The 21,726-nt window shown below is 49.9% G+C and carries 21 protein-coding genes; 12 read left to right on the forward strand and 9 right to left on the reverse strand.

The genetic code is table 11. The annotated features are described in order from the left end of the window. Window positions 1–12 precede the first annotated feature (12 nt). Window positions 13–1,560 (reverse strand): MFS transporter, encoded by a 1,548-nt coding sequence (locus ICL55_RS28690; RefSeq protein ID WP_246496654.1) that lies wholly within the window; start codon window positions 1,558–1,560, stop codon window positions 13–15. 137 nt (window positions 1,561–1,697) lie between these two features. Here ICL55_RS28690 and ICL55_RS28695 point away from each other — a divergent pair, with 137 nt between their 5' ends. The 4 genes from ICL55_RS28695 to ICL55_RS28710 all read left to right on the forward strand — a co-directional run bounded on the left by ICL55_RS28695 (window position 1,698) and on the right by ICL55_RS28710 (window position 5,309). Continuing rightward, window positions 1,698–2,159, forward strand: a complete 462-nt coding sequence (locus ICL55_RS28695) for a hypothetical protein (RefSeq protein ID WP_188104137.1) — start codon at window positions 1,698–1,700, stop codon at window positions 2,157–2,159. Between the two features lie 30 nt (window positions 2,160–2,189). After that, window positions 2,190–2,786, forward strand: coding sequence for a penicillin-binding protein activator LpoB (locus tag ICL55_RS28700; RefSeq protein ID WP_246496655.1), 597 nt, complete (start codon window positions 2,190–2,192; stop codon window positions 2,784–2,786). Window positions 2,787–2,869: 83 nt separating this feature from the next. Next, complete coding sequence (locus tag ICL55_RS28705) at window positions 2,870–4,285, forward strand: COG3014 family protein (RefSeq protein WP_188104139.1); 1,416 nt, start codon at window positions 2,870–2,872, stop codon at window positions 4,283–4,285. A 40-nt stretch (window positions 4,286–4,325) separates the two neighbouring features. Then, window positions 4,326–5,309, forward strand: a complete 984-nt coding sequence (locus tag ICL55_RS28710) for an SUMF1/EgtB/PvdO family nonheme iron enzyme (protein ID WP_188104149.1) — start codon at window positions 4,326–4,328, stop codon at window positions 5,307–5,309. A gap of 72 nt (window positions 5,310–5,381) precedes the next feature. Here ICL55_RS28710 and ICL55_RS28715 read toward each other — a convergent pair whose 3' ends face one another. The 5 genes from ICL55_RS28715 to ICL55_RS28735 all read right to left on the reverse strand — a co-directional run bounded on the left by ICL55_RS28715 (window position 5,382) and on the right by ICL55_RS28735 (window position 9,614). Next, a complete protein-coding gene (locus tag ICL55_RS28715; protein WP_188104151.1) occupies window positions 5,382–5,564 on the reverse strand; it encodes a hypothetical protein in 183 nt (60 codons plus the stop codon). Window positions 5,565–5,568: 4 nt separating this feature from the next. Continuing rightward, window positions 5,569–6,504: a zeta toxin family protein gene (locus tag ICL55_RS28720; protein WP_188104152.1), complete on the reverse strand. Its 936-nt coding sequence runs from the start codon at window positions 6,502–6,504 to the stop codon at window positions 5,569–5,571. A 134-nt stretch (window positions 6,505–6,638) separates the two neighbouring features. Further along, window positions 6,639–7,349, reverse strand: coding sequence for a hypothetical protein (locus tag ICL55_RS28725; protein ID WP_188104154.1), 711 nt, complete (start codon window positions 7,347–7,349; stop codon window positions 6,639–6,641). 22 nt (window positions 7,350–7,371) lie between these two features. Further along, window positions 7,372–8,076: a DUF981 family protein gene (locus tag ICL55_RS28730; RefSeq protein ID WP_223151630.1), complete on the reverse strand. Its 705-nt coding sequence runs from the start codon at window positions 8,074–8,076 to the stop codon at window positions 7,372–7,374. 134 nt (window positions 8,077–8,210) lie between these two features. Continuing rightward, complete coding sequence (locus ICL55_RS28735; RefSeq protein ID WP_188104156.1) at window positions 8,211–9,614, reverse strand: tyrosine phenol-lyase; 1,404 nt, start codon at window positions 9,612–9,614, stop codon at window positions 8,211–8,213. Window positions 9,615–9,733: 119 nt separating this feature from the next. Between ICL55_RS28735 and ICL55_RS28740 the strand changes: the two genes are divergently transcribed. The 4 genes from ICL55_RS28740 to ICL55_RS28755 all read left to right on the forward strand — a co-directional run bounded on the left by ICL55_RS28740 (window position 9,734) and on the right by ICL55_RS28755 (window position 12,930). Next, a complete protein-coding gene (locus ICL55_RS28740; protein WP_188104158.1) occupies window positions 9,734–10,771 on the forward strand; it encodes a methyltransferase in 1,038 nt (345 codons plus the stop codon). A gap of 66 nt (window positions 10,772–10,837) precedes the next feature. Further along, window positions 10,838–11,392 carry a hypothetical protein gene (locus ICL55_RS28745; RefSeq protein WP_188104161.1) on the forward strand — a complete coding sequence of 185 codons (555 nt, stop codon included), beginning with the start codon at window positions 10,838–10,840 and terminating at the stop codon, window positions 11,390–11,392. Window positions 11,393–11,442: 50 nt separating this feature from the next. After that, window positions 11,443–11,856 (forward strand): hypothetical protein, encoded by a 414-nt coding sequence (locus ICL55_RS28750; protein ID WP_223151631.1) that lies wholly within the window; start codon window positions 11,443–11,445, stop codon window positions 11,854–11,856. A gap of 138 nt (window positions 11,857–11,994) precedes the next feature. Beyond that, entirely contained in the window at window positions 11,995–12,930 is a 936-nt protein-coding gene (locus ICL55_RS28755; RefSeq protein ID WP_223151632.1) for a hypothetical protein, read from the forward strand. Between the two features lie 50 nt (window positions 12,931–12,980). Here ICL55_RS28755 and ICL55_RS28760 read toward each other — a convergent pair whose 3' ends face one another. The 3 genes from ICL55_RS28760 to ICL55_RS28770 form a co-directional block, all read right to left on the reverse strand. Beyond that, window positions 12,981–13,520, reverse strand: a complete 540-nt coding sequence (locus ICL55_RS28760) for a prolyl-tRNA synthetase associated domain-containing protein (RefSeq protein ID WP_188104168.1) — start codon at window positions 13,518–13,520, stop codon at window positions 12,981–12,983. Window positions 13,521–13,523: 3 nt separating this feature from the next. After that, window positions 13,524–14,399, reverse strand: a complete 876-nt coding sequence (locus tag ICL55_RS28765) for an EamA family transporter (protein WP_246496656.1) — start codon at window positions 14,397–14,399, stop codon at window positions 13,524–13,526. 254 nt (window positions 14,400–14,653) lie between these two features. Beyond that, window positions 14,654–15,145 carry a CPBP family glutamic-type intramembrane protease gene (locus ICL55_RS28770; RefSeq protein WP_188104172.1) on the reverse strand — a complete coding sequence of 164 codons (492 nt, stop codon included), beginning with the start codon at window positions 15,143–15,145 and terminating at the stop codon, window positions 14,654–14,656. 77 nt (window positions 15,146–15,222) lie between these two features. Between ICL55_RS28770 and ICL55_RS28775 the strand changes: the two genes are divergently transcribed. The 4 genes from ICL55_RS28775 to ICL55_RS28790 all read left to right on the forward strand — a co-directional run bounded on the left by ICL55_RS28775 (window position 15,223) and on the right by ICL55_RS28790 (window position 21,717). Next, complete coding sequence (locus ICL55_RS28775; RefSeq protein WP_188104173.1) at window positions 15,223–15,843, forward strand: RNA polymerase sigma-70 factor; 621 nt, start codon at window positions 15,223–15,225, stop codon at window positions 15,841–15,843. A gap of 63 nt (window positions 15,844–15,906) precedes the next feature. Then, window positions 15,907–16,872 carry a FecR family protein gene (locus tag ICL55_RS28780; protein ID WP_188104176.1) on the forward strand — a complete coding sequence of 322 codons (966 nt, stop codon included), beginning with the start codon at window positions 15,907–15,909 and terminating at the stop codon, window positions 16,870–16,872. Window positions 16,873–16,986: 114 nt separating this feature from the next. Continuing rightward, the gene (locus tag ICL55_RS28785; protein ID WP_246496658.1) at window positions 16,987–20,235 is read left to right on the forward strand and encodes a SusC/RagA family TonB-linked outer membrane protein; all 3,249 of its coding nucleotides are present in this window, start codon (window positions 16,987–16,989) and stop codon (window positions 20,233–20,235) included. A gap of 12 nt (window positions 20,236–20,247) precedes the next feature. Then, the gene (locus ICL55_RS28790) at window positions 20,248–21,717 is read left to right on the forward strand and encodes a SusD/RagB family nutrient-binding outer membrane lipoprotein (protein WP_188104178.1); all 1,470 of its coding nucleotides are present in this window, start codon (window positions 20,248–20,250) and stop codon (window positions 21,715–21,717) included. Window positions 21,718–21,726 lie beyond the last annotated feature (9 nt).

Consider the following 21,726-nt stretch of genomic DNA (forward strand, 5'->3'; position numbering starts at 1 on the left):
TTAACCTATATTTTAACGTTTATCCTTTGTTACGGTGGATCTGACAAATATAAAAGCCATGATGCTCCCCAGCCATCCCAGTACCCCACACATGGCCATTATTTTACCGTAGGTCTGGATAAAATGCTGATGATAGATATGTGTGATCTGTATCTGCTGGTTACGTGGAAGGCCAGCCGGAACGGCCGCATTGCCCAGGTTGGCTGTCTGCGCCATGATGGCGGATTTTTGCGCTGCTGTCAGGGGGAGGTGTTCCAGCGAAGGTTGTATAGACCCGGAGAAGAACAGCACGGCCAGTGCGCCGAAAACAGCCACGGCAAATACACCGGCAATTCTGGTAATGGCATTGTTGACACCGGAGGCGGTGCCGGAAAGCTGGCTGCCCACGCATCCCATGACGGTAGCGGTAAGCGGCGCAACGGTGAGCGTCATGCCCATCCCCAGCACAAAAATGCCGGGAAAAAAAGTTGTCCAATAGGAGGAAGGTCCGTTTGTTTGCTGCACGAGTGATAACAATATCATGCCGGTGCCCGCAAGAAAGGGACCGATGATCAGAAACCACCGCGGCCCGTATTTGTCGGCCAGCGTGCCTGCCAACCGGGCCAGCAACACCATCAGTAGTGTGAAAGGAAGAAATGATAGTCCGGATTCCAGCTGGCTGTAGCCTTGTACCTGCACCATGTTCAGCGACATAAACAACATACTGCCACTCAGCCCGGCATACAGGAAAAAGGTGAGCAGGTTGGTGCCGGTGAAGGTGCGGTTGTTAAAGAGATAAAGCGGCAGCATCGGGTGTTGGCTGCGCCGCTCGGTGATGATAAAAGCCACCAATAGTAACAGTCCCACGATGATGCTGCCATAAGCCGGGAGGCTGCCGAAGCCGGATACCGGCACGCGCAGGAAGCCAAATGTCAGCAGCGCCAGTCCGCATACGATGAGCACCGCGCCGGGATAGTCCTGTGCTGGCGCATCGGCGGGCACTTCCTGTTCGGCCACTTTCCACCACAGGCATAAAAGGGTAATCACGCCGATGGGTATATTGATGAAGAAGATATACCGCCACAGGCCGGCATCGGCGAGTGCGCCGCCCAGGACCGGTCCGCCGATGGTCACCAGCGTGGTCACCGACGACCAGGTACCGATGGCTTTGCCTCTTTCTGCTTCATCAATCGCCGAAGAGATAAGCGACAGGCTGCCGGGGATCATCAGCGCGCCGCCGATGCCCTGTATCATCCGGAAAATGATCAGCATGGTGACGGTGCCCGACAGTCCGCAGGCGGCGGAACCAGCGATGAAAATAAGGATGCCGATCATAAAAATGCGGCGCCGCCCCAGCCGGTCGCCCAGTGTGCCGCCCAACAGTATGAGGGCCGCCAGCATCAGCATATAGGCGTTTAATACCCAGAAGAGATCGGTGCCCGACGCATGCAGGCTACGCTGGAGGGAAGGCAGGGCCACGTTCAGCGCGGTGCCGTCGATGAAAGCCATGGCTGAAGCCAGAATGGAGGAGGTGACTACCCACCTGCCGGCAGCGCTGCGGAGTGATACGGTCGACATCATGACAGCCTGTTTTGCTTTGCATAACGTCCTCACACTGCAAAATGTTCCGTAAAAACACCTTAACGGATTTTTAACAACCTGCACGGTAGGGGGAAAAGACTTCGGGACGCGTCACTTTAGTGAACACAACGAATTTTATGAGGTACTGTATCCGCTATCATCACTTCGAGGCAGCTATTGTTGCCTGTCTGCTTACCATGGCCAGACCTGCGATGGCGCAACAGCAACTGTTGCCCGACCAGAACCCCCGTTATCAGGAAAGTATGGCGCTGTATCTGATCCACGAAGATTCATTGACAGCCCGTGAAGGAGAGACCGTGCAGAAAACCTATAAGGCGTATCAGTTTATGGAAGCCAAAAGAGAGTGGCGGGAACAAAAGCGGCAGGCCCGCCTGGAACGCCGCGCCCGCGGCTGGGATACATGGGGCTATCCGGGATACACCTACGGATACGGCTATCCGGGATATAACATCGGATATGGCTATCCTGCCTACGGATTCGGTCACTACCGGCATCATTACGGCCGCTCCTCTTTCGACTGGCACGATCTGGCGGCAGTTACCACACTGGCCATGGGCGCCTACTGGCTTTTCCGTTAGTAAAATCATCGTTTAAAAAATTTCAACCTGATGTTTAAAATGAATGCTCCCGCATTGATCGGGATACTTATGTCCGCTGCTGTAATACAAGGATGCGCTCCCCGCAAGGTGACGAGGGTAGACGAGAAACAACAGATCGATATCAGCGGTCGCTGGAATAATACTGACTCCCGGCTTACGGCAGAAGAAATGATCGCCAGCGCCCTCGGTGAAAACTGGTTGTCCGAATTCACCCAACAACATGGTGGTAAAAAGCCGGTCGTGATCGTAGGCATGGTCACCAATAAAAGCCATGAACACATCGATGCTGAAACTTTCGTCAAAGACATGGAACGTACTTTTGTGACCACCCAGAAAGTAAGGCTGGTACAGGGCGGCGCGAAAAGAGAAGAGCTGCGCGGTGAAAGGGCAGATCAACAAAAAAATGCGTCTGTGTCTACCATGAAAAAATGGGGGCTGGAAGTGGGAGCAGATTATATACTTCAGGGTAGCATCAACTCTATCGTAGATTCACATAAAAGGCAAATGGTAGTGTATTATCAGGTAGACCTGGAACTGACCGACCTGCAAAGCAACGAAGTAAAATGGATTGGCAATAAGAAGATTGCCAAATATGTGAAGAATTAGAACCTACATACTCGTTACCACTGTGGTGACCGTGCGCCGGTTGTCTGTGTTGCCGGCGCACATTTTTATCTCAAAAGCGTATCATGTTTATCTCTGTTCGTCAGTGGAAGCGGTGGCTGCCGCTGGCATTGGCTGTGCCCTTCTTTTTTTCATGCCGTACGTATAACCATGCGGTAGCGCCCTATTATCAGGCGGTATCGCAGGGCCGCTTCGCGGAAGCTTCCACTGAGCTGGACAAAGCACGCTTTTTCCGCTATGGCCGTAACAAGCTGCTGTTTAACATGGAAAAAGGGAAAACAGCATTCTTGCAGGGACGCTACCACGAAAGTAACCTGTACTTCAACGCAGCAGATTCCATCCTGTCGGGCTACCGCGGCAGCAGATTGCTGGACCAGGCCAAGGGGCTCGTCATCAATCCTGCCATGCAGATTTACCAGGGAGAAGACTTTGAACGATTACTGATCCACTATTATAAATCCATCAACTACCTGAAGCTGCACCAGCTGGAAGATGCCGAGGTAGAGGCGCGCCGTATTTCACTGGGCACCTACGCCCTCAACGACCGGAAAAAAAACAACGATAAAAAATACAGCAACGACGCTTTTTCCCTGATTGTGCAGGGCATCGTCTATGAAAGTGCCGGCGATGTGAACAATGCTTTTATCTCCTATCGCAATGCTGCCGATATTTTCCTGAAGGCGCCCGACAGACGTTATTATGGCGTGGATCTACCGGCACAGCTGCAGGTAGACCTGCTGCGTACGGCCGATCAGCTGGGCTTTCAGCAGGAAGTGCAATATTATGAACAACAATTTGGTCGTGTGTACCAGCGCCCCGCCGACAGCGACGGCGGCGCCGTACTGGTGATCTGGGAAAACGGACTGGCGCCGGTAAAAGCAGAAAGCAATTTCTTCTTTACCCTCACCGAAAGAGGACCGGGCAATTTTGTCTTTACAGATCCCAATACACAGGTCATCATCCCTTTCGATTTCAACCTTTTCCCGCACGACTCCTGCCATCGCCTGCGGCGACACCTGGAAGCCTTCCGGGTGGCCTTCCCCAGCTATGTGGAACAACCACTGTATTACACCACCGCCGACATCCAGCGCGACAGCACCTTCTCTACCACACTGGAAAAAGTGGAAGACGTGAACCAGCTGGCCTTCCGCACCTTACAGGAGCGCTTCCTGAAAGAAATGGGACTGGCGCTCACCCGGCTGGCCATCAAAAAACTGGCAGAATATGAGATCCGGAAAAATGATGAAGTAGCCGGTGAACTGTTTAATTTGCTCTCCACCTTAGCTGAAAAGGCCGACACCCGCAACTGGCAAAGCCTGCCCCATTCTATCTATTACTCACGCATCCCCCTTAAAAAAGGAGAAAATAAAATCACGCTTACGCTCAAAGGGAAAGACAACACCCAGCAGAAAGTGGAATTCAATATTGTAGGAAATGGCCGTCTGCAAACGTTGCATTACGCCTCCTTATTGAAATCATGAAATTTGGCTACATTAGCTGCCAGAAATCATCCTAATTTTCATGAGCGTAACCCATGTATACGATCGTAAGGCGTGGAATGCCTTGCCCCGCACGGAAGCCGAAGCTATTTTACAACAGTTGATATCCACACAGTTTCCGGAGTTTACCATCAAACGTTTTGAGACCTTCGAAAAATTCGGTCAGCATACTTTCACCGCTGTCCTCGACCATGACGGGACAGAATTTGTTTTTGTGCCCGGCGATACTGTTGTGCTGGGCCTTGATACCTGGCATATGGCTGCCGTGAATCAAAAGAATATAGCGGAGATGTTTGATAATAATATCGGGGAGATGGAGAACTATATCCGCGAGCGGCTGTCGCCGGTGCGCACCGCGACTATCGGCCCTATGCTCGTAGAACGGACCTATCGCGCCACCGGATACTTCCCCGTGGAATTAACCGACGAACGCCTCACCTCGGACGAGTATTTTGAAAAAACATTCGAAGAAGTAAAAGCCTCTCCCCGCGAACACTGGAACTACACCGTGAATGACTCTTTCCGCCTGATAAAAGACGGTGACCATATTCAGGCATGGCTGTATGCACCCGCTTCCCGGGAAGAACTGACACAGGAAATACAGGACGCCGGATTCCGGCTGCCCACAGAAGATGAATGGGAATACCTCTGTGGTGGCGGCTCCCGAACGCTATACCCATGGGGCGATTCCATGGATTACGATAAAAACTATCTCTATTTCAAAAGAGAAGGCAACGACGAAGAAGATTATCTCGATAGCCCCAATCACTTCGGACTGGTGATCGCCAACAATCCTTACCGCTCTGAAGTGATGATGGACAGCGAATGGTTCCTCAAAGGCGGCGATGGCGGCTGTAACCTCTGTGGCGGTGGTGGGCTGGACCTCGGGTATCTAAGTGTTGGTACGTATTTCCGTGACCCCGGCATCTTTGATGAATATATGAATTATGATGAGGAGATCACCGGTGATTATACGGTGGTGAGAAGGATAAAAAGAATACAGTAAGTGAGGGAGACAAACTCAGGAATGATTCCAGTTAGAGGAGAAGGCTGAGAGTGGTATTGCCGCCTCCTGGTGTCAGGCTTTTTGCATTTTTTGTTTCAACACACGTTCTGTGGCTGCGCTCATCGCGTCAATTTCAGATTTAGTGATATTGGACAATATTACCATAGCCGCGTTATATCTGCTTCTAAAACTGGCTTTTTTAGCCTTGGAAGCGGTGGTAGACTCTGAGTGTTTGTTTTTAGATAATGTAGTCATAGTACTAAATTAAGACATTTTGAGCTTTTTGGTACATTTTTGCTGGGTTGGAGTTTCCGGAGAGATCTGTGTGTAAAAATGGTTTATTGGCAGGAACATCTGTATTAATGATTCCGAATGTGTCAATATAATCTTGTTTGGCATTTTTTAGCTTGAAATAGGTTAATGCCGGATTGTTACTGAAAACATCGAATATAAGCGTTAATGGGACATACCTGTTAGAGGAAAGGTAGCGATTTAAAGCCCTTACTGTGGATTTTTCTTTGGGCAGATATACTAGCGTTAAATGCACGTTGTATTTCAGTTTCTTTAAATTTATACAGTATGGAATGATATCTTGAGGTTCTGCTCCAATTTTAGGAACCACTATGTTATATTTTTCTCTCACAGCTAATTCGTATAATGAAGTAAAAGAAGGGTCGCCTTTATCGCCGAAAACAATAATGGAAGATTCTGCATTCACCAATGATGCCCCCCATGGATATAGTGTGTACTCAGGTAATTTACGTTTTGCTAAATCTGAATCCAGAACGATAGCCCCTTTTGTTTTTGCTATTTGAGCTGCTATGCCAGACTTTCCAGATGCAGGAAGCCCAATCAGCAGGTATGCCTGTTTCTTTCTGAATGTTTTTTTAGGCATTGCGCCACCATTGCCTAAGCATACTTTATCATCATTTCTTAGAAGCTGTTTGGAAAAGAGTTCCCGAACGATTTGATTACGCAAGGCTAGTCTTTGGTGTTGATCTGTATACTTTTTAACTCGATAGTGAGCGGAGAATGAAGTAGGGTTTTCCAGGCCGTCCAATACACCCTTTTCACAAACACTAATTCTGGCTGGTACATTGTCTGGTAAGGTTGATGTGTCCAAACCTAAGGGACCAGTAAGAAAGTCGTCGATTTGTTGTTGGGTGTTCAGAAAGCGGGCAAACTTATTACTCATGCTAAACCTGGATTGTAATAGTGTTTTTGAAAAGAGTCGCAAAAGTAATAGTAAGAAAGATTGTACTGATACCTAAGCTGCATTTTCAAAGGTTAATCATCAGCTAATATAAAATGATTTGGAATCCAATTATCTCATTGGCCTGCGGTCAATAACACCGCTATCTTCACCGCGATAAACCCTGCATCCTTTTGCTGCGCTATCACTTCTTCTATACTTTCCCGCGTAATTCCCTGCCGCTGCGCTACTGTCAGCAACGTTACGCAAGTGGCAATGGTCTCCGGTTCTATCGGGTTGATGGTGCCTTCGAGGCTGCGCCAACGCCGTGTGTCTTTACTGAGCAGCCGCGGACGTGTATGCATCCGCGTGAGTAACGGCTTCCAGGCGGTGGGCAGGTCGGTGGCCTGTGTGGCTTCTTCTGTGGCATCGAAGGCTTCCATATATAGACGGATAGGGACCTGTAACTTTCCTACCGGCTCCTGATAAGCGGTGATGTCGACGGGCACCTCTTTATAATAGCTGCACAACAACTGATAAAATTGAAGGTCGGGTGTGGGGGAGGCGCCTACTTCTATATCGGGCGACTGATGACTGCAAATTGCCGCAATGATGCCGTAGGTATCTGCGGCACGGATGAAGTAAGCCGTGGCCCGGGAAAACCAGTCCCTGGCGGTATCCTGGTCATAGAGCATAGTGTAGCCGGCAGCTTTCATGTAACTGCCGGCGATGGTGGGGTAGTCGTCAGACTGCCCCTCATCGAGGTAGGTGGCGTAGCTGCTGTAGGCATTGGCCAGCGTGGCCAGCACTTCCCTGTCGAGCTGAAGTATGGAAGAAAAATCGGTCATCACCCTGCAACTTACAATTTTATCACATGGTATGCACAATCAGGCCTATATGGGTGAAGAAGTTGAGCGCCCCGAAAAGCAGCCAGGCCGTACCGGTGAGCATCAGGAAAACATACGTTGCTTTATGTACACCGGTCAGGGTAGCCGGGGCGTGTATCCATTGCCGTAAGGCGGGGGGTGTCAGCAAGGCTGACAAGCCGGTCAGTGCATATAGCAGAGAGATAAAGGTGGCTTCCAGCATGGGATAGTCCGCAAAATTGCCGGATATCGGTTCTTCTTTTGGTGCGGCGAAAAGCTGAAAGGTAACGCCTGCGAAGCCGATGGCTATGAGCGCAAGGCCGATGCCATACAGCAGGAATCTCCATTCGTACAGGTCTTTAGAGATGTCGGACAATGAAAAACCTCCCTGATGCTGGTATTGCCGAAAATAAAATGACAGTCCCAACAGCAATACGCCCAGGGTAAGACTGGGTTCTCCGAAAATGATATTATCAAATGGGAAGTATTTGGCCATCGGCCAGGTCAGCGTCATGTGCAGGCCGGTACAAAATAAGATGGTCCCTAACATACCGAAATTGATACAGATGCCCAGTGGCCTGATTTCCTGGTTTTCGTATAGCCGTTTGCAGAGGCGGGCGATGGACAGTAATGCTGCGCCCGCGGCCACCGCCATCACAGTATTGTAGGTGGGCATCTGTGTCCAGTCGATGATGAGTTTGGGTTCCATGGTATCATTTTTATCAGGAAGCGCTCCCTGCCTCCCTCATAAAAAATGATTATGGCTTCTTTTTGTTCATTTTTTTAAAAGAAAACCCTTCCCGGCGGGGAAGGGTTTTTATCTATCAGGATAAGGTGTGTTGATTAATGCGCTGTAGCCGCCGGTTCCGGCGCCAGTTGCCTGAACCGTGCCTGGAAGAACCGCAGGTATTTGGGTTCCATCGTGAAGGCAAGGCCTGGTATGTTGAACCTGTTTTCATGGGCTTCTATGATGGCATCGGCCACCACGTCCATATGGGAGAGGGTATACACCCTTCTGGGGATGGCCAGGCGCACCAGTTCCAGCGATGGGTAGTGGTGATCACCGGTTTCTTTGTCGCGGCCGGCAGACACGATGCCTCTTTCCACCGTCCGTACCCCACCGGCTTCGTACAGGGCTACTGTCAGCGCCTGTGCGGGGAAACTGGTTTGTGGCAGATGTGGTAGAAATGCGCGTGCGTTGAGAAATACGCCATGTGTGCCGATAGGGTTCAATACCGGGATACCCGCTTCTTTCAGCAGGTTGCCCAGATAGTGCACCTGGTATACGCGGGCCGCAATATGGGCTTCGCCCACAGATTCGGTGATGCCGATGGCCATGGCTTCCATGTCGCGCCCGGCGAGGCCGCCATAGGTATGCATCCCTTCGTATACGATCACCAGATTTTTAGCTTCTTCATACAGCCCTTCGTCGTTCAGGGCGAGGAAGCCGCCGATATTTACCAGCGCGTCTTTTTTGCCGCTCATGACGGCGCCGTCTGTCAGGGAACAGATTTCTTTTACAATAGCGGCGACGGTGCTGTCTGCATAACCCGGCTCATGTTGTTGTATCATAAAAGCATTTTCCGCTACGCGGGCCATGTCGTGTATGATACGGATGCCGTGCTGCTGCGTGAGTTGCCGCACCTGTTTCATGTTTGCCAGCGATATGGGTTGCCCGCCGGCCATGTTCACGGTGGTGGCTAAACTGAGATAGGCAATATTGGCTGCGCCTGCCTTCCGGATGATGGCATCCAGCTTTTGGAGGTCTATGTTTCCCTTGAATGGAAAATCGGAATCGGGGTCATGGGCTTCATCGGTGATCACATCGATGAAATTGCCGCCTGCCAGTTCCTGGTGCAGCCGGGTGGTGGTGAAGTACATATTACCGGGAACATACATACCGGGCTTTATCAGCAAACGGGCAATCAGGTGTTCTGCACCTCTGCCCTGATGCGTCGGCACTACGTACTTGTACCCGTAATATTCCTGTACCACAGCTTCCAGGTGGTAGAAGTTGCGGCTGCCGGAATAGGCTTCATCGCCCATCATCATGCCAGCCCATTGACGGTCGCTCATGGCGCTGGTGCCGCTGTCGGTCAACAGATCGATGTACACGTCTTCGGATTTCAGCTGGAAGGTGTTAAATCCGGCGTCTTCAATCAGCTTTTTGCGTTCTTCACGGGAGGTTTTCCGGAGCGGTTCTACCATTTTGATTTTGTAGGGTTCTGCCCAGTGCGATTTTTTCATAAGATTGTTGGTGTGGGTTTAGATCTATATCGTTGAAAATAAAGACTATCGCTGCAGTGAGGGCGACAGGGAGTATGGTTAAATTTAAGATACACCATTATCTTTTAAAAAACTATCCTATGCGCACTGATTTATCCGGCTTACATGCCACTCCTGAACATACCGGCAACATTCTTCGCCATATCACCAATCACTGGGTTTCCTGTTGTGTATATACTGCTGCCAGGCTGAACATAGCGGAAATACTTGCGTCCGGCCCGCTGGACGTCGCTACGCTGGCGGCGGAAACCGGAACACATGCACCCTCGCTTCATCGCATGCTGAAGCTGCTGGCGGCCAACGGGGTTTTTGAAGAACAGACACCGGGCATATTTGCCAATACGCCTGATGCTGTTGCGCTGATCGGTAATATTGAAGGCAGCATGAAAGCCTTTCTGCTGGCAGAACTGGGCGAATTTTATACGCCATGGGGCAACTTAATAGACAGTGTCAGGTCCGGAAAAACGGCATTTGACGAGTATTACGGAGAGAATCTCTGGGAGTTTTACAAAAAGAACGCCGATGAAGGGCAGAATTTTATGAAGGCCATGACAGCGGTGACCAGCTTTCTGAGTCCTGCTATTCTGGATAAATATGATTTTTCTGCCTTCAAAACGATCATCGATGTGGGTGGTAGCAATGGCTCGCTGCTGACCGCCATCCTGAGGCGGACGCCGGGAGCGTCCGGAATTGTATTCGATGTGCCTTATGTAGTGGAACAAACAGCTGCATTGCTGGCCGCCGATCCACAGCTTCGCCATCGCAGTTCGGCTGTCAGCGGTAATTTCTTTGAGCAGGTACCTCCCGGCGCAGACGCCTATCTGTTGAAAATGATTATTCATGACTGGGATGATGAAGACTCCGTGCGCATCCTGAGCGTTGTCAGCAAGGCTATGAAACCGGATAGTAAAATCCTGATCGTAGACGGTGTGGTCCCGGAAGGCAACACGCTTCATGGCGCAAAATTCATGGATGTGAACATGCTGGTGGTAACAGGCGGAAAAGAAAGAACGGTAGCGGAATTTGATGAACTGTTCCGTCGTTCCGGATTGCGGCTCACACGGGTGATCGATCTGGATATCACGGAGGTAAGCATTGTGGAAGGAGAAAAAGTATAGGCGTGAGCGGGAGAAACACTGAAAAAGGCGTACTTTCAGGCGATGAACGAATCGTTGCCTATAGCTGTGGAAAAGAAGAAGAGAACTACTTTGAAAAATGTCCTGAAAGGGATACTGGCGCTTGTATTGGTCATTATATTCTTGACGATACATACCTTGCAATGGGTGATTTGTGGTTTTACGTTTATATCGTTTATATTTCCTTTGGCATTGTTTCTGTTCGCAGGCATCCCCCTCGCATGGTGGGCAGCCCGAAAATGCCGCAAGTGGCTCACCCGTTTTTTTGATGGCAACGATGTTACTTCTTTTCATGTGTTAATCATGCTGGTGCTGTTATCATGGATTCCGCCTGCCCTATTGCTGAGTACTAATTTCTTTTTCCCTGTCGGCGCCGCGGTAAAAGAGACGCTACCAGTGGTGAAACAGGGGACGAGCCGGGATGACAGCGGTTTCTACTACTGGGTAAAAATAGAGAAGCATGGCCTCAGAAAAAGGATCGTCGAAAAAGAGGACCTGGTCACACCACCGGTTGACAGTGTAATAATGGACATCAGAAAAGGCTACCTGGGATTCGAGTTTTTTGAACATCCCGATTTTATACAGCGTTCCGCAAAAAAATAATTGTACTGGTGATTATTTCCTTTGACCTGGATGATACTTTAATACCCGGAATGAAACAGTTTCCGGTAGAACAGAAATCAATATGGCAGCGGATTGTCAGCCGCGAATGTATAAGAGAAGGCACTGTCCGGCTGATGAAACGGCTGCGGCAGGACCACCACCGCTTGTATGTGTACACCACCTCCTACAGATCGCCGGCTTATGTAAGAAGACTGTTTCTCAGCTATGGTGTCAGACTCGATAAGGTCATCAATAAAAGTCTTCATGATAAAATGCTGGGTAAAACAGCTGGCAGCATTTCAAAATATCCGCCGGCATTTAACATTGATGTACATATCGATGATTCCCCCGGAGTGGCTATCGAAGGAACGCGGCACCAGTTCAACACTATTATTGTGGCTGAACGCGATAACGATTGGACGGCAACAGTATTAAAACAGATAGCCAGTTTCCAAACACTGTAGGTGTCGTTTTGTAGCTCGCTAGATAATTATAGTGACACGTGGAGATCGGGGAATTAATGCGCTGATTTAGCAGTTTTATGATTAACTTTAGCCACCTTAATTTTTTTCCTTAAAAATTGAAAACCTATGCTCTTCGGCATGAAGAAAGTCTTATCGTGGTTAGCTGATATTAATCAGAGATTGCATACAGTTAATCAAAGGTCATTCTCAACAGACCTTTCCACTACCGCTCAGCTGTTTTTACAGGCGAAAGCGCTAAATCATATCAATTCCGCGAACAAAGCGCAGATATTTAACGACATTCAACTTGCCGAGTATAAAGTGTTTTCCCAATGGAATGATGATGGCATTATTCAATTTCTGGTAGAGCAGCTAAATATTCCGAATAAAGTATTTATTGAATTCGGTGTTGAGAATTATACAGAGGCCAATACCCGGTTTCTGTTGATGAACAATAACTGGAGCGGGTTGATCCTCGATGGCTCCGCTTCCAACATCGAACATGTAAAACGACAGGAGTTTTACTGGAAATATGAACTGACGGCCGTACATTCATTTGTGACGGCGGAGAATATCAATCGTACCATTAAAGAAAATGGTTTTGCCGGAGAAATTGGATTGCTGCATATCGACGTGGATGGAAACGATTACTGGATCTGGAAGGCCATTGATACCGTAAATCCTGTGATTGTTATCATGGAGTACAACAGCGTATTTGGTGATGAGATGCCCTGGGTAACGCCTTACAAAGATTCCTTCTACCGCACGGATGCGCATTACAGTAATCTTTACTTCGGTGCTTCCATTACCTCTCTGGTAGATTTGGGCGAAGAAAAAGGATATACTTTTATCGGTAGTAATAGCCACGGCAACAACGCTTACTTTGTCAGAAACGATCATGCCGGTGCATTCAGGAAATTATCGGCGAAGGAAGGGTATGTAGTGTCTAAATTCCGTGAAAGCCGTGATGAAAAAGGGGAGCTGACTTATCTCACCGGTCATGACAGATTAAAGTTACTTCATGGCATGGACATCTATAATACGCGCAGTAATAAAGTAGAAAATATCCGCTAGGTATATACAAAAGGTTGTAAGTTTTACCTTACAACCTTTTGTGTAACTGCTTATATCTCGATGATTTTCGGCGTATGGTGCGTAAGCGTCAGAAAATCATTCATGATCCAGTCTCTGCTGATCTTCATATAACTCGTGGTGGTGCCGTCGCTGCAACCATACCACGTTTCTGAAAGTACGTCCTTATCAATCACGACCTGCACTTTGTTGTCTTTGTCGAGCATCACGCCGAAGATAGTGGTAGCTCCCACGGTGGTGCCCAGCATGTTGTCCAATAGCGCTACCGGTGCAAATGATACCCGGGATATACCCATTACACGGCTTAAATCTTTCGTGATAAAAGGTTTGTCGGCCGTGGTGACGAACAGGTAGAAATTAGTCTGCTGGCGGTTGCACAGAAACAGTGTCTTCACTGTTTTCATGTTCAGCGCCCGGTCGATCAGGATACAGTCTTCCATGGAAATGGCGTCGTCATTGTCTACCCGCTCAAACGGCACCTGTTTTTCCTGCAACAGCGTATACACCATTTCCTGCAACGGCGTCTTAAATACGGCCGGCGGTGTATGCTTTACTTCACTGATATAAAACATGATTCAGCTTTCTTTTTTTGTCTTTAACGATTTATAATAGTTCATCGCCGATATAGCGGCCAGCATCACGATAATGCCCGCTATCTGTACGGGGCTGACGGCTTCGTCCAGAACAAGATAGGCACATAAAACGGCAACCGGAAATTCTATGGTCATCAGGATGGCACTGGTGCTGGCCCCGATTTTAGGAATGCCGGCGGCAAAAAGCGCTGTCGGGATGGTGGTCCCTACTACGGCCAGGAATACGGCCCATAACAGGAACGCCTCGCTGAAATGATTGTCTGCCACGATCGTCTGCGCATTGATGATGAAAATGGCCAATGTGGAACCGACCATGATCAGCGTGCTTTTCGACTGCCATTTCACGCCTTTGCCTACCCGGCTGTTGGCTACAATATACACCGCATAAGTGAAAGAGGAGGCCAACGCCAGCGCTATTCCCTTCCAGGAGAACGACAAGGCGCCTGCCTGCAGCAGATTACCTGCCATCACCGTTCCCACCAGGATGAAGAGAATCGTTACCAGCTCCGGTTTACCCGGCCGCTGCCGGAAAATTAGCCATTCCAGCAATAAACTGAACCAGGTGAACTGCATCAGGATCACGATGGCCAGCGAGGCGGAGATATAGCTTACTGACTGGTAATACAGGAAGTTCGTCAGTCCGATGGTGCCCCCTACGATCAGCAGCGATAACAGCTCTTTGCCGGTGAGCCTCCTCCCGCCGGCTTTTCCGGTGGTCAGTAACAGTACAGCCCCCAGCAGCACGGCCGACGAGAGCGATAAGGAGAACGATACCTCTGCGGCATGATAGCCCGATGCATAGGATAGTTTTACGAACGAAGACATCGTTCCATACATGATCCCGCCTAAAAGGACCATGAACGAATATTTAAAATTTTTCATTTCAAGATTGTCTGAATAAAAACAAATAATAACCATCAACTAAGTTGAGGCTAAACAACCCTGAATACTGACATTAAAACATATAAAAATCTGTTCCTGTCGCAGACAGGAATATTGATGTAGAATCCGGTTATTCAGCCTTAGGCTACCGGCGGAGGCGTATTGGAAGAGAAACGGTGCTGCATAGTATATATCTGTATCTGGTAAAGATAATAAAAATAAGCCGGTAGTTATACCCCCGTCAGGTAATAATTCCATAGCAGGGCGATGCCGTTGTGCAACAGATGTACCAGCATGGTGGTAACAAAAGCAGGCCTGTTTTGGTCTTTGGAGCGGCTATAACTGTAGGCCAGCACAATGCCAGGGACATACATCGCCAGGACATAACCACTGGAATAAGTGTGGCCGAAAGCAAAAAATAACGCTGCGGTAATGATATAGACGTGTTGGAACCACTGTTGTAATCGATCTCTGAAGATGCTGACGACCGCGTAGGGAAGGGCCTGACAAATTAAAGTTTCCAGTGGAGGCGCCAATAGTATGGCCAGACAGAAACGTTCTATCAAACTTTTAGGCATGCGTTGGCCCATATCGCCGTTGATGTCCTGTTGCATAACAGAGAACAAAGCCGAGATCAACAGGGTATATAGTATACTGATAAAAGCGGAGATGATGATTAACCGGAAATCGATTCTGCCTCTGGGCATCGGGTTAGCGTCCATTTTTTATGGGTATAGGTTTTAATGCGGCAAGTTAAACAAAGACGAGTTAATAATCCCTTAATATTCCACTGTTATTTTTGCGCTCGTCCAAACTGAGTTACCTGATGGAAGACGCCACGCAGATTCCAATACTGTTGCACGACTGGCTGGCCGGAAATGACCTGCAATTCAAACCACTCTTTGAATATTATTTCCCCCGGCTGAAGCGCTATACCATGAACTATACCGAAGATGCTGCCATCAGCGAGGAGCTTGCCATGAATGTGATGCTGAAAGTATGGCAGCAGAAATCCAGGATCGCCACCCTGAATGATTTTAATAGTTATCTTTTTACCATGATGCGGCACGAAACCGTTAGCATGTTGCGTCGTAAAAAGACCGTGATGACACTCAGTGCCCGCGAAGAAGAGGCGCCTGCCACCGAAAATATTACCGAAACGCTCGGCTACCGCGAATTGCTGTCCCGCTACCGGGCCTGCCTCGATAAGCTTCCTCCCCGCCGGCGCGAAGCGTTTATCCTTAACCGGGAGCGCGGCATGAGTTATGCGGAAATAGCCGAACGACTGAACGTTTCCATCTTTACAGTGCAGAACCATATAGCTGCCTCGCTGAAGTTCATCAGGAGAGAACTGCATGACTACGCCGATTTCCTCCTGTTGGCAGCGGCGATGTTCCTGCCAATGTTAACTGAATATTAATTCCATCGTCCCCAATAGTTTGACCGGCCATCGATCGTCGTCCTTATGGATGAATCGATCACTATGGCAGATTTTCAACCGGACAGCCTCCTGCTGACCAGCTACTTTGAAGGTAAAATTTCCGATCCCGCTGTGAAGGCGGACATCGAAGCCTATATCGGCAGCGGTAAAGACGCTGCGTTTATACAGGCATGTATGGAAGCCGCCTGGAACAATACCAGCGATGCCGCCTCCGATGAAGCCGCAGATGGCGATTGGCGGCGGTTCCGCCGACTGGCCGGTATCAGCGTCCCACACCGGAAAATGTATCCGCAGCTGGCGGCAGCAGCCACCTTGTTATTGCTCGTTGCGGTGGCGGGCTGGCTATTTTTAAAACCGAAACGGCAGGAAGTCGCGCACGCGTGGAAAACCGTTACCGCAGCGCCCGGAGCGCCTCATCAGCTGCAATTGCCCGATGGCTCTCAGGTGACGATCTTCCCCGGTTCATCTGTTAGCTACCATATGGAATTTAATTCACCCCTTCGGGAAGTGCGCCTCTCCGGCCGCGCTTTCTTTCAGGTTACGGGAACGGCTCAACGACCATTTTTTGTCAATACCGGAAAATACACCACACAGGTACTGGGTACCTCCTTTGAGATAGATGACCGGCACATGCTGGCCGTTACGCTGATCTCCGGAAAGGTGCGACTGCTGGGCAATCACGGCCAGCGGCTGACGGAGCTTCAACCGAATCAGCAGGCGGTGATAGATAAACAGGCTGGCAGCTTCCGGCTCACTAACGTCGAGGCGGAGGTGGTGACAGCATGGACCGCCGGCAAACTCTCCTTCGACCAGGAACAACTACATACGGTATGCGCTGATCTGCAGCAATGGTATAAAACGCCGATCCGTATCAAAAGAGAAGAACTGCTGCAAAAGCGTGTGACCGCTGAGTTCCGGCAGCTGCCGCTGTCTGCCGTGATGGAGATACTGTCGCAGACAGCCGGGTTCCGGTACCGGCAGGAAAAAGATACGATGGTGATCTACTAAAAAAGTTAAACGCCCCGGTGCAACGGGGCGCTTACCATAGCAACTGACTGGTTTATCAGCCAAGTAACCTGACATGCAGGCTTAAACCACCTGCACTAAATCAATTGTAAAATAATGAAAACATTTTTACTGCATCGGGTCCTGATGCTGTTTTTTCTCTTGTCGGTCAGTGTCCGGCTGTTGGCGCAGCAGGACCGCCCGCTGAATTTCAGCAGCAGCACGCTGACGGTAAGGCAGTTAATTCAGCAGATGAAAAGCCAGCAACAACTGCAGGTAACATTCGATGAGGAAGTCAATGCCCTGCTGTCACGCAACGTGCATGTCCGTAAAAGCACCGCTACGCTGAAAGAAGCGCTCGGCTGGCTGGCTGCCGATGTATCTATACAATGCCGCATCGTTAACAACTATGCCATCCTGAGCGTGGCGCCGCCGGCAAAAAAGCAGGACACGCCTGCCGTAGCTCCTGCCGGCGAATTGCCGCCGCCTTCCACCAAAGCACTCGGTGAAGTGGTGGTGACCGCCCTCGGCATCAAAAAAGCGGAGCGTAACGTAGGCTATTCCATCTCCCAGCTATCTTCCAAAGATGTCAGCGATGTGCCACAGCCCAACGTAATGAACAGCCTCGCGGCACGCGTGCCGGGTGTGAGCATTCGCAGCACCGGCTCCGATCCGGGTTCCAGCGTGATGGTCACCATACGCGGACAATCCTCTATCAGCAAAGACAATCAGCCATTATATGTTATTGACGGGGTGCCGGTAGCTCCCGCCATTCAGAACCCTGCACAGGCGGTAGACGGCAAACAGACCATCGACTATGGCAGCCCTATCAGTGATATCAGCGCCGATGATATTGCCAGCATCACCGTGCTGAAAGGCGCCAGCGCCGCCGCACTGTACGGCAGCCGCGCCGGCTCCGGCGTGATCCTCATCACCACCAAATCAGGCGCCGCCAAAAAGGGACTGGGCGTTAGCTTCAACTCCACCGCCATGTTCGACAAGGCCTGGATGTTCCCCGATTTTCAGAACGAATTTGGCAGCGGCGACTGGGCAGGCACAGATAATACCCTCAGCACTTCCGCGTGGGGCCCTCGACTGAATACCGGCCGCAAACTGGTGCAGTGGAACAGCCCCCTCGATGAAAACGGTAAACCCATTCCCCTGGAATGGAAAGCCTACCCCAACCGCGTAAAGGACTTCTTCCGCACCGGCCGGACAATCACCAACAACATCGCGGTATCCAAAAGCAGCGATGCGGGCAACTTCAGGATCTCCTACGCTAACATGCAGAACCAGGGCATCGTTCCCAATACCGACATGAAACGTAACAACCTGACCTTCTCCGGTACCTACCACCTCCACAAAGCCATCCACGTCAGCAGCAATATCGCCTATACGAACAGCACCAGCGATAACCGCCCCTCTGCCTATACGGAGAGCGTGACCATGCAGACCTATAAACTGGCGCCCAACGTGGATATCCACGCCTTACGCGATTACTGGGTGCCAGGCAAAGAAGGACTGCAACAGTATAACCCCTATAGCACCGACGACAATCCTTATCTTATCGCATACGAGGAAACCAACAGCTATACCCGTAACCGTATCACCGGTAACGTACAACTACAGCTGGACCTTCGCAAAGACCTGAGCCTGATGCTGCGCACAGGCCTCGACTACTACTCGCTTTCGGAAGATCAAAAACGACCATTCAGCGCTAAAAGAAATCCTAAAGGCGCTTATGTGGTGGAGAATAATCAGTTCAGGGAACAGAACAGCGACTTCCTGCTTACCTACAAACCGGAACTGGACCACCACCTTAAATTCTCTGTTGCCGTGGGCGGTAACCGGATGGACCAACAACAGCAGGCCAATCAGCAGTCGGCCGGAAGCCTTACCATGCCTGGTGTGTATAACCTCTCCAACGCCGCCGCCGGTTCTGTTATCAACAACCAGTCCAGGACACATAAACGTATCAACAGCCTCTATGGGATGAGTGAAATCAGCTATAACGATTATGTTTTCCTGAACCTCACTGCCAGAAACGACTGGAGCAGCACGCTGCCTCCCTCCAACAACTCCTATTTCTATCCTTCCGTATCTGTGAGCGCTATCCTGTCGGACATCCTGAACATCCAATGGCGGCAGCTCTCTTATCTGAAATTAAGGGGCAACTGGTCGCAGGTAGGCGCTGATACCGATCCGTACCAACTGTACAATACGGTTCCTTTCGACACCGACTGGGGCACTGTCAAACGTGCTACCATCAGTTTCAGTCAGCGCAACAGCCTGTTGAAGCCTGAAATTGCCACTTCCTATGAAGGCGGGCTGGATGTGAGTTTCTTTAAAGATCGTTTAGGCCTCAACGTTACCTGGTATAAAACCAACAACCGTAACCAGATCATCCAGGTGCCTACCACCATCGCTTCCGGCGCCAGCAATATGCTCATCAACGCCGGTAATATCCAGAACAGCGGCTGGGAGATAGGTTTGAATACTGTTCCGGTAAAAGGAAAGCTCACCTGGAAATCTGACGTCAATTTTACCCGCAACCAGAACAAAGTCATCTCCCTGACACCCGCTGTTACCAGTTATATGCTGGGTAGCACAGACGGCAGCAATATCGTTTACCTGATCAAAGAAGGTACAAAAATGGGTGACTTCTACAGCAGAAGCTGGGTGAAAGTAAAAGAGGGGCCTTATGCAGGACAGGCGCTGCTGAACAGCAACGGTCTGCAACAACAGGACCCGGAACTGGTGAAGATCGGTAACTACAACCCCGACTTTATGATGGGATTCAACAATCACTTCCACTACAAAAATGTGACGCTGAATTTCCTGATCGACTGGCGACAGGGCGGTTCATATTACTCCTATGTCGCTAAAAGCCTTATCCAGGACGGCCGTACCACCAATACCCTGCGCGGAAGAGACGCGGCGCATGGTGGCCTTAACTGGACCGATGCCAACGGCGTTAAACGCGACGATGGTATGCTCATGGAAGGTGTGGTAGACAAAGGCAACGGCACTTATAAGCCTAACGATATCATCATTGCCGCCGCCGACTACTATGATAACAAATACTGGAAGTACTACGAGAATGAAACTTACAGCGCCACTTATGTGAAGCTGAAAGAAGTGTCGCTCACTTATGCCTTCGGCCGGAATGTGATGCGCCGTATTCCTTTCCTCACCAACCTGTCGCTTTCACTGATCGGTAATAACCTGTACACCTGGACCGCAGCGGGTAACGGTTATGATCCGGAGATCACCATGAGCCTTGCTGGTCAGCGGTATCAGGGCGTAGGCCACTGGACACTGCCCGGAACAAGATCCTATGGCGCTAAACTGAGTTGCAATTTTTAATCCATAAATATCATGAAACCATATAAGATAATGACAGGTCTGTTGACCGTACTCACCTTTACCGGCTGTACGAAAGACTTTGAAGATATTAATACCAATCCTAACAATCCGGCTGTCACCCGGCCGGAATACCATCTCACGGAAGCGATCACACAAACGGCCTATGCTTATGCGGAGAATGGCTTCGCGAGAAGACCGGCAGCGCTGGGCCGATACATTACGCTGATCAGAAATAATGACTATGAGTTGTTTCGGTGGACGGCCGTGGACTGGTCGGATATCTACCAACGTGCGATGATCGTTAAAACCATGCAGCAGGAAGCCACTGAAATCAAACAGCCTGCTTATGTTGCTGCCGGGAAAGTACTGATGGCATTTAACATGGCCTACCTGACGGACCTCTACGGCGATGTGCCTTATTCAAAAGCGCTACAGTCTGTAGAAAACGGAAATATCAAACCTGCCTACGACAAACAGGAAGATATTTACAAAAGTCTGCTGGCCTTGCTGAAAGAAGCGAATGCCGACTTGAAAAATAATGGCGCCGGTATCGATACAAAGGCTGACGCCCTGTTTGCCGGTGATGCCCTGAAATGGCGTAAGCTCGCTAATTCCCTGCGCCTGCGGCTGTTGCTCCGCTGTGCTAAAAACTATGCCCCTGCCTGGACCGAGATGCAGGAGATCGTCAACAACAAAGCTGAGTATCCCATCATGGAAAGCAATGCTGATAATGCAGAAGTGCCTTACCTCGGTGTGAAAAAAGATGATAGCTGGGCTGGCGGGCCGCTGAACATGATCGACAATGATTTCCTGAAAACAAAAGCCAGCAAAGAGCTGGTGGATGCTTTGATGTCCCGGAACGACCCAAGGCTGGAACTCTGGATTGCCCCGGTGGCCAGCATGGACGGCGCTACCGTCGATAAGAACAAGTATGTGGGTATCCCGCATGCCTATACGAATCCCGGCGATTATAACGGAGGCGAATCACATCAGTCCACTTTGTCAGCTTTCTTCAGACAGAATAAGCCTACCGCCTTCAAAGCCAGCCTGATGGTATATGCAGAAGTATGTTTCATTACCGCAGAGGCGATGCAGTCCGGCAAAGTAACCATGGCCGGCAATACGGCTGAAAGCATGTATAACAACGGTATCAAATCTTCCATGGAGTATTACGGTGTGCAGGCAGAAGCGCAGCGCCGCAATTACTATGATCAGGCCATCGTGAAATACAACGGTACGCTGGAACAGCTGATTTCCCAGAAATGGCTGGCCATGACTTTCCGCGGCGCAGAAGGCTGGTTCGATTTCCGCCGTACCGGTTACCCCGCCTTTGTGGTAGGTCCGATGGCGTTCCAGAAGACTTTCCCGGTGAGGTATGCGTGGCCTATGACAGAGCAGGACGTGAACATCGATCATTATCGTGCAGCCGTTGCCGTATTTGGCGCGGATGATATCAATACAAAAATGTGGTACCTCAGATAAACAAGACAG

It is taken from the genome of Chitinophaga varians, from assembly GCF_014529945.1.
In the GTDB taxonomy this organism is placed as follows: Bacteria; Bacteroidota; Bacteroidia; order Chitinophagales; family Chitinophagaceae; genus Chitinophaga; species Chitinophaga varians.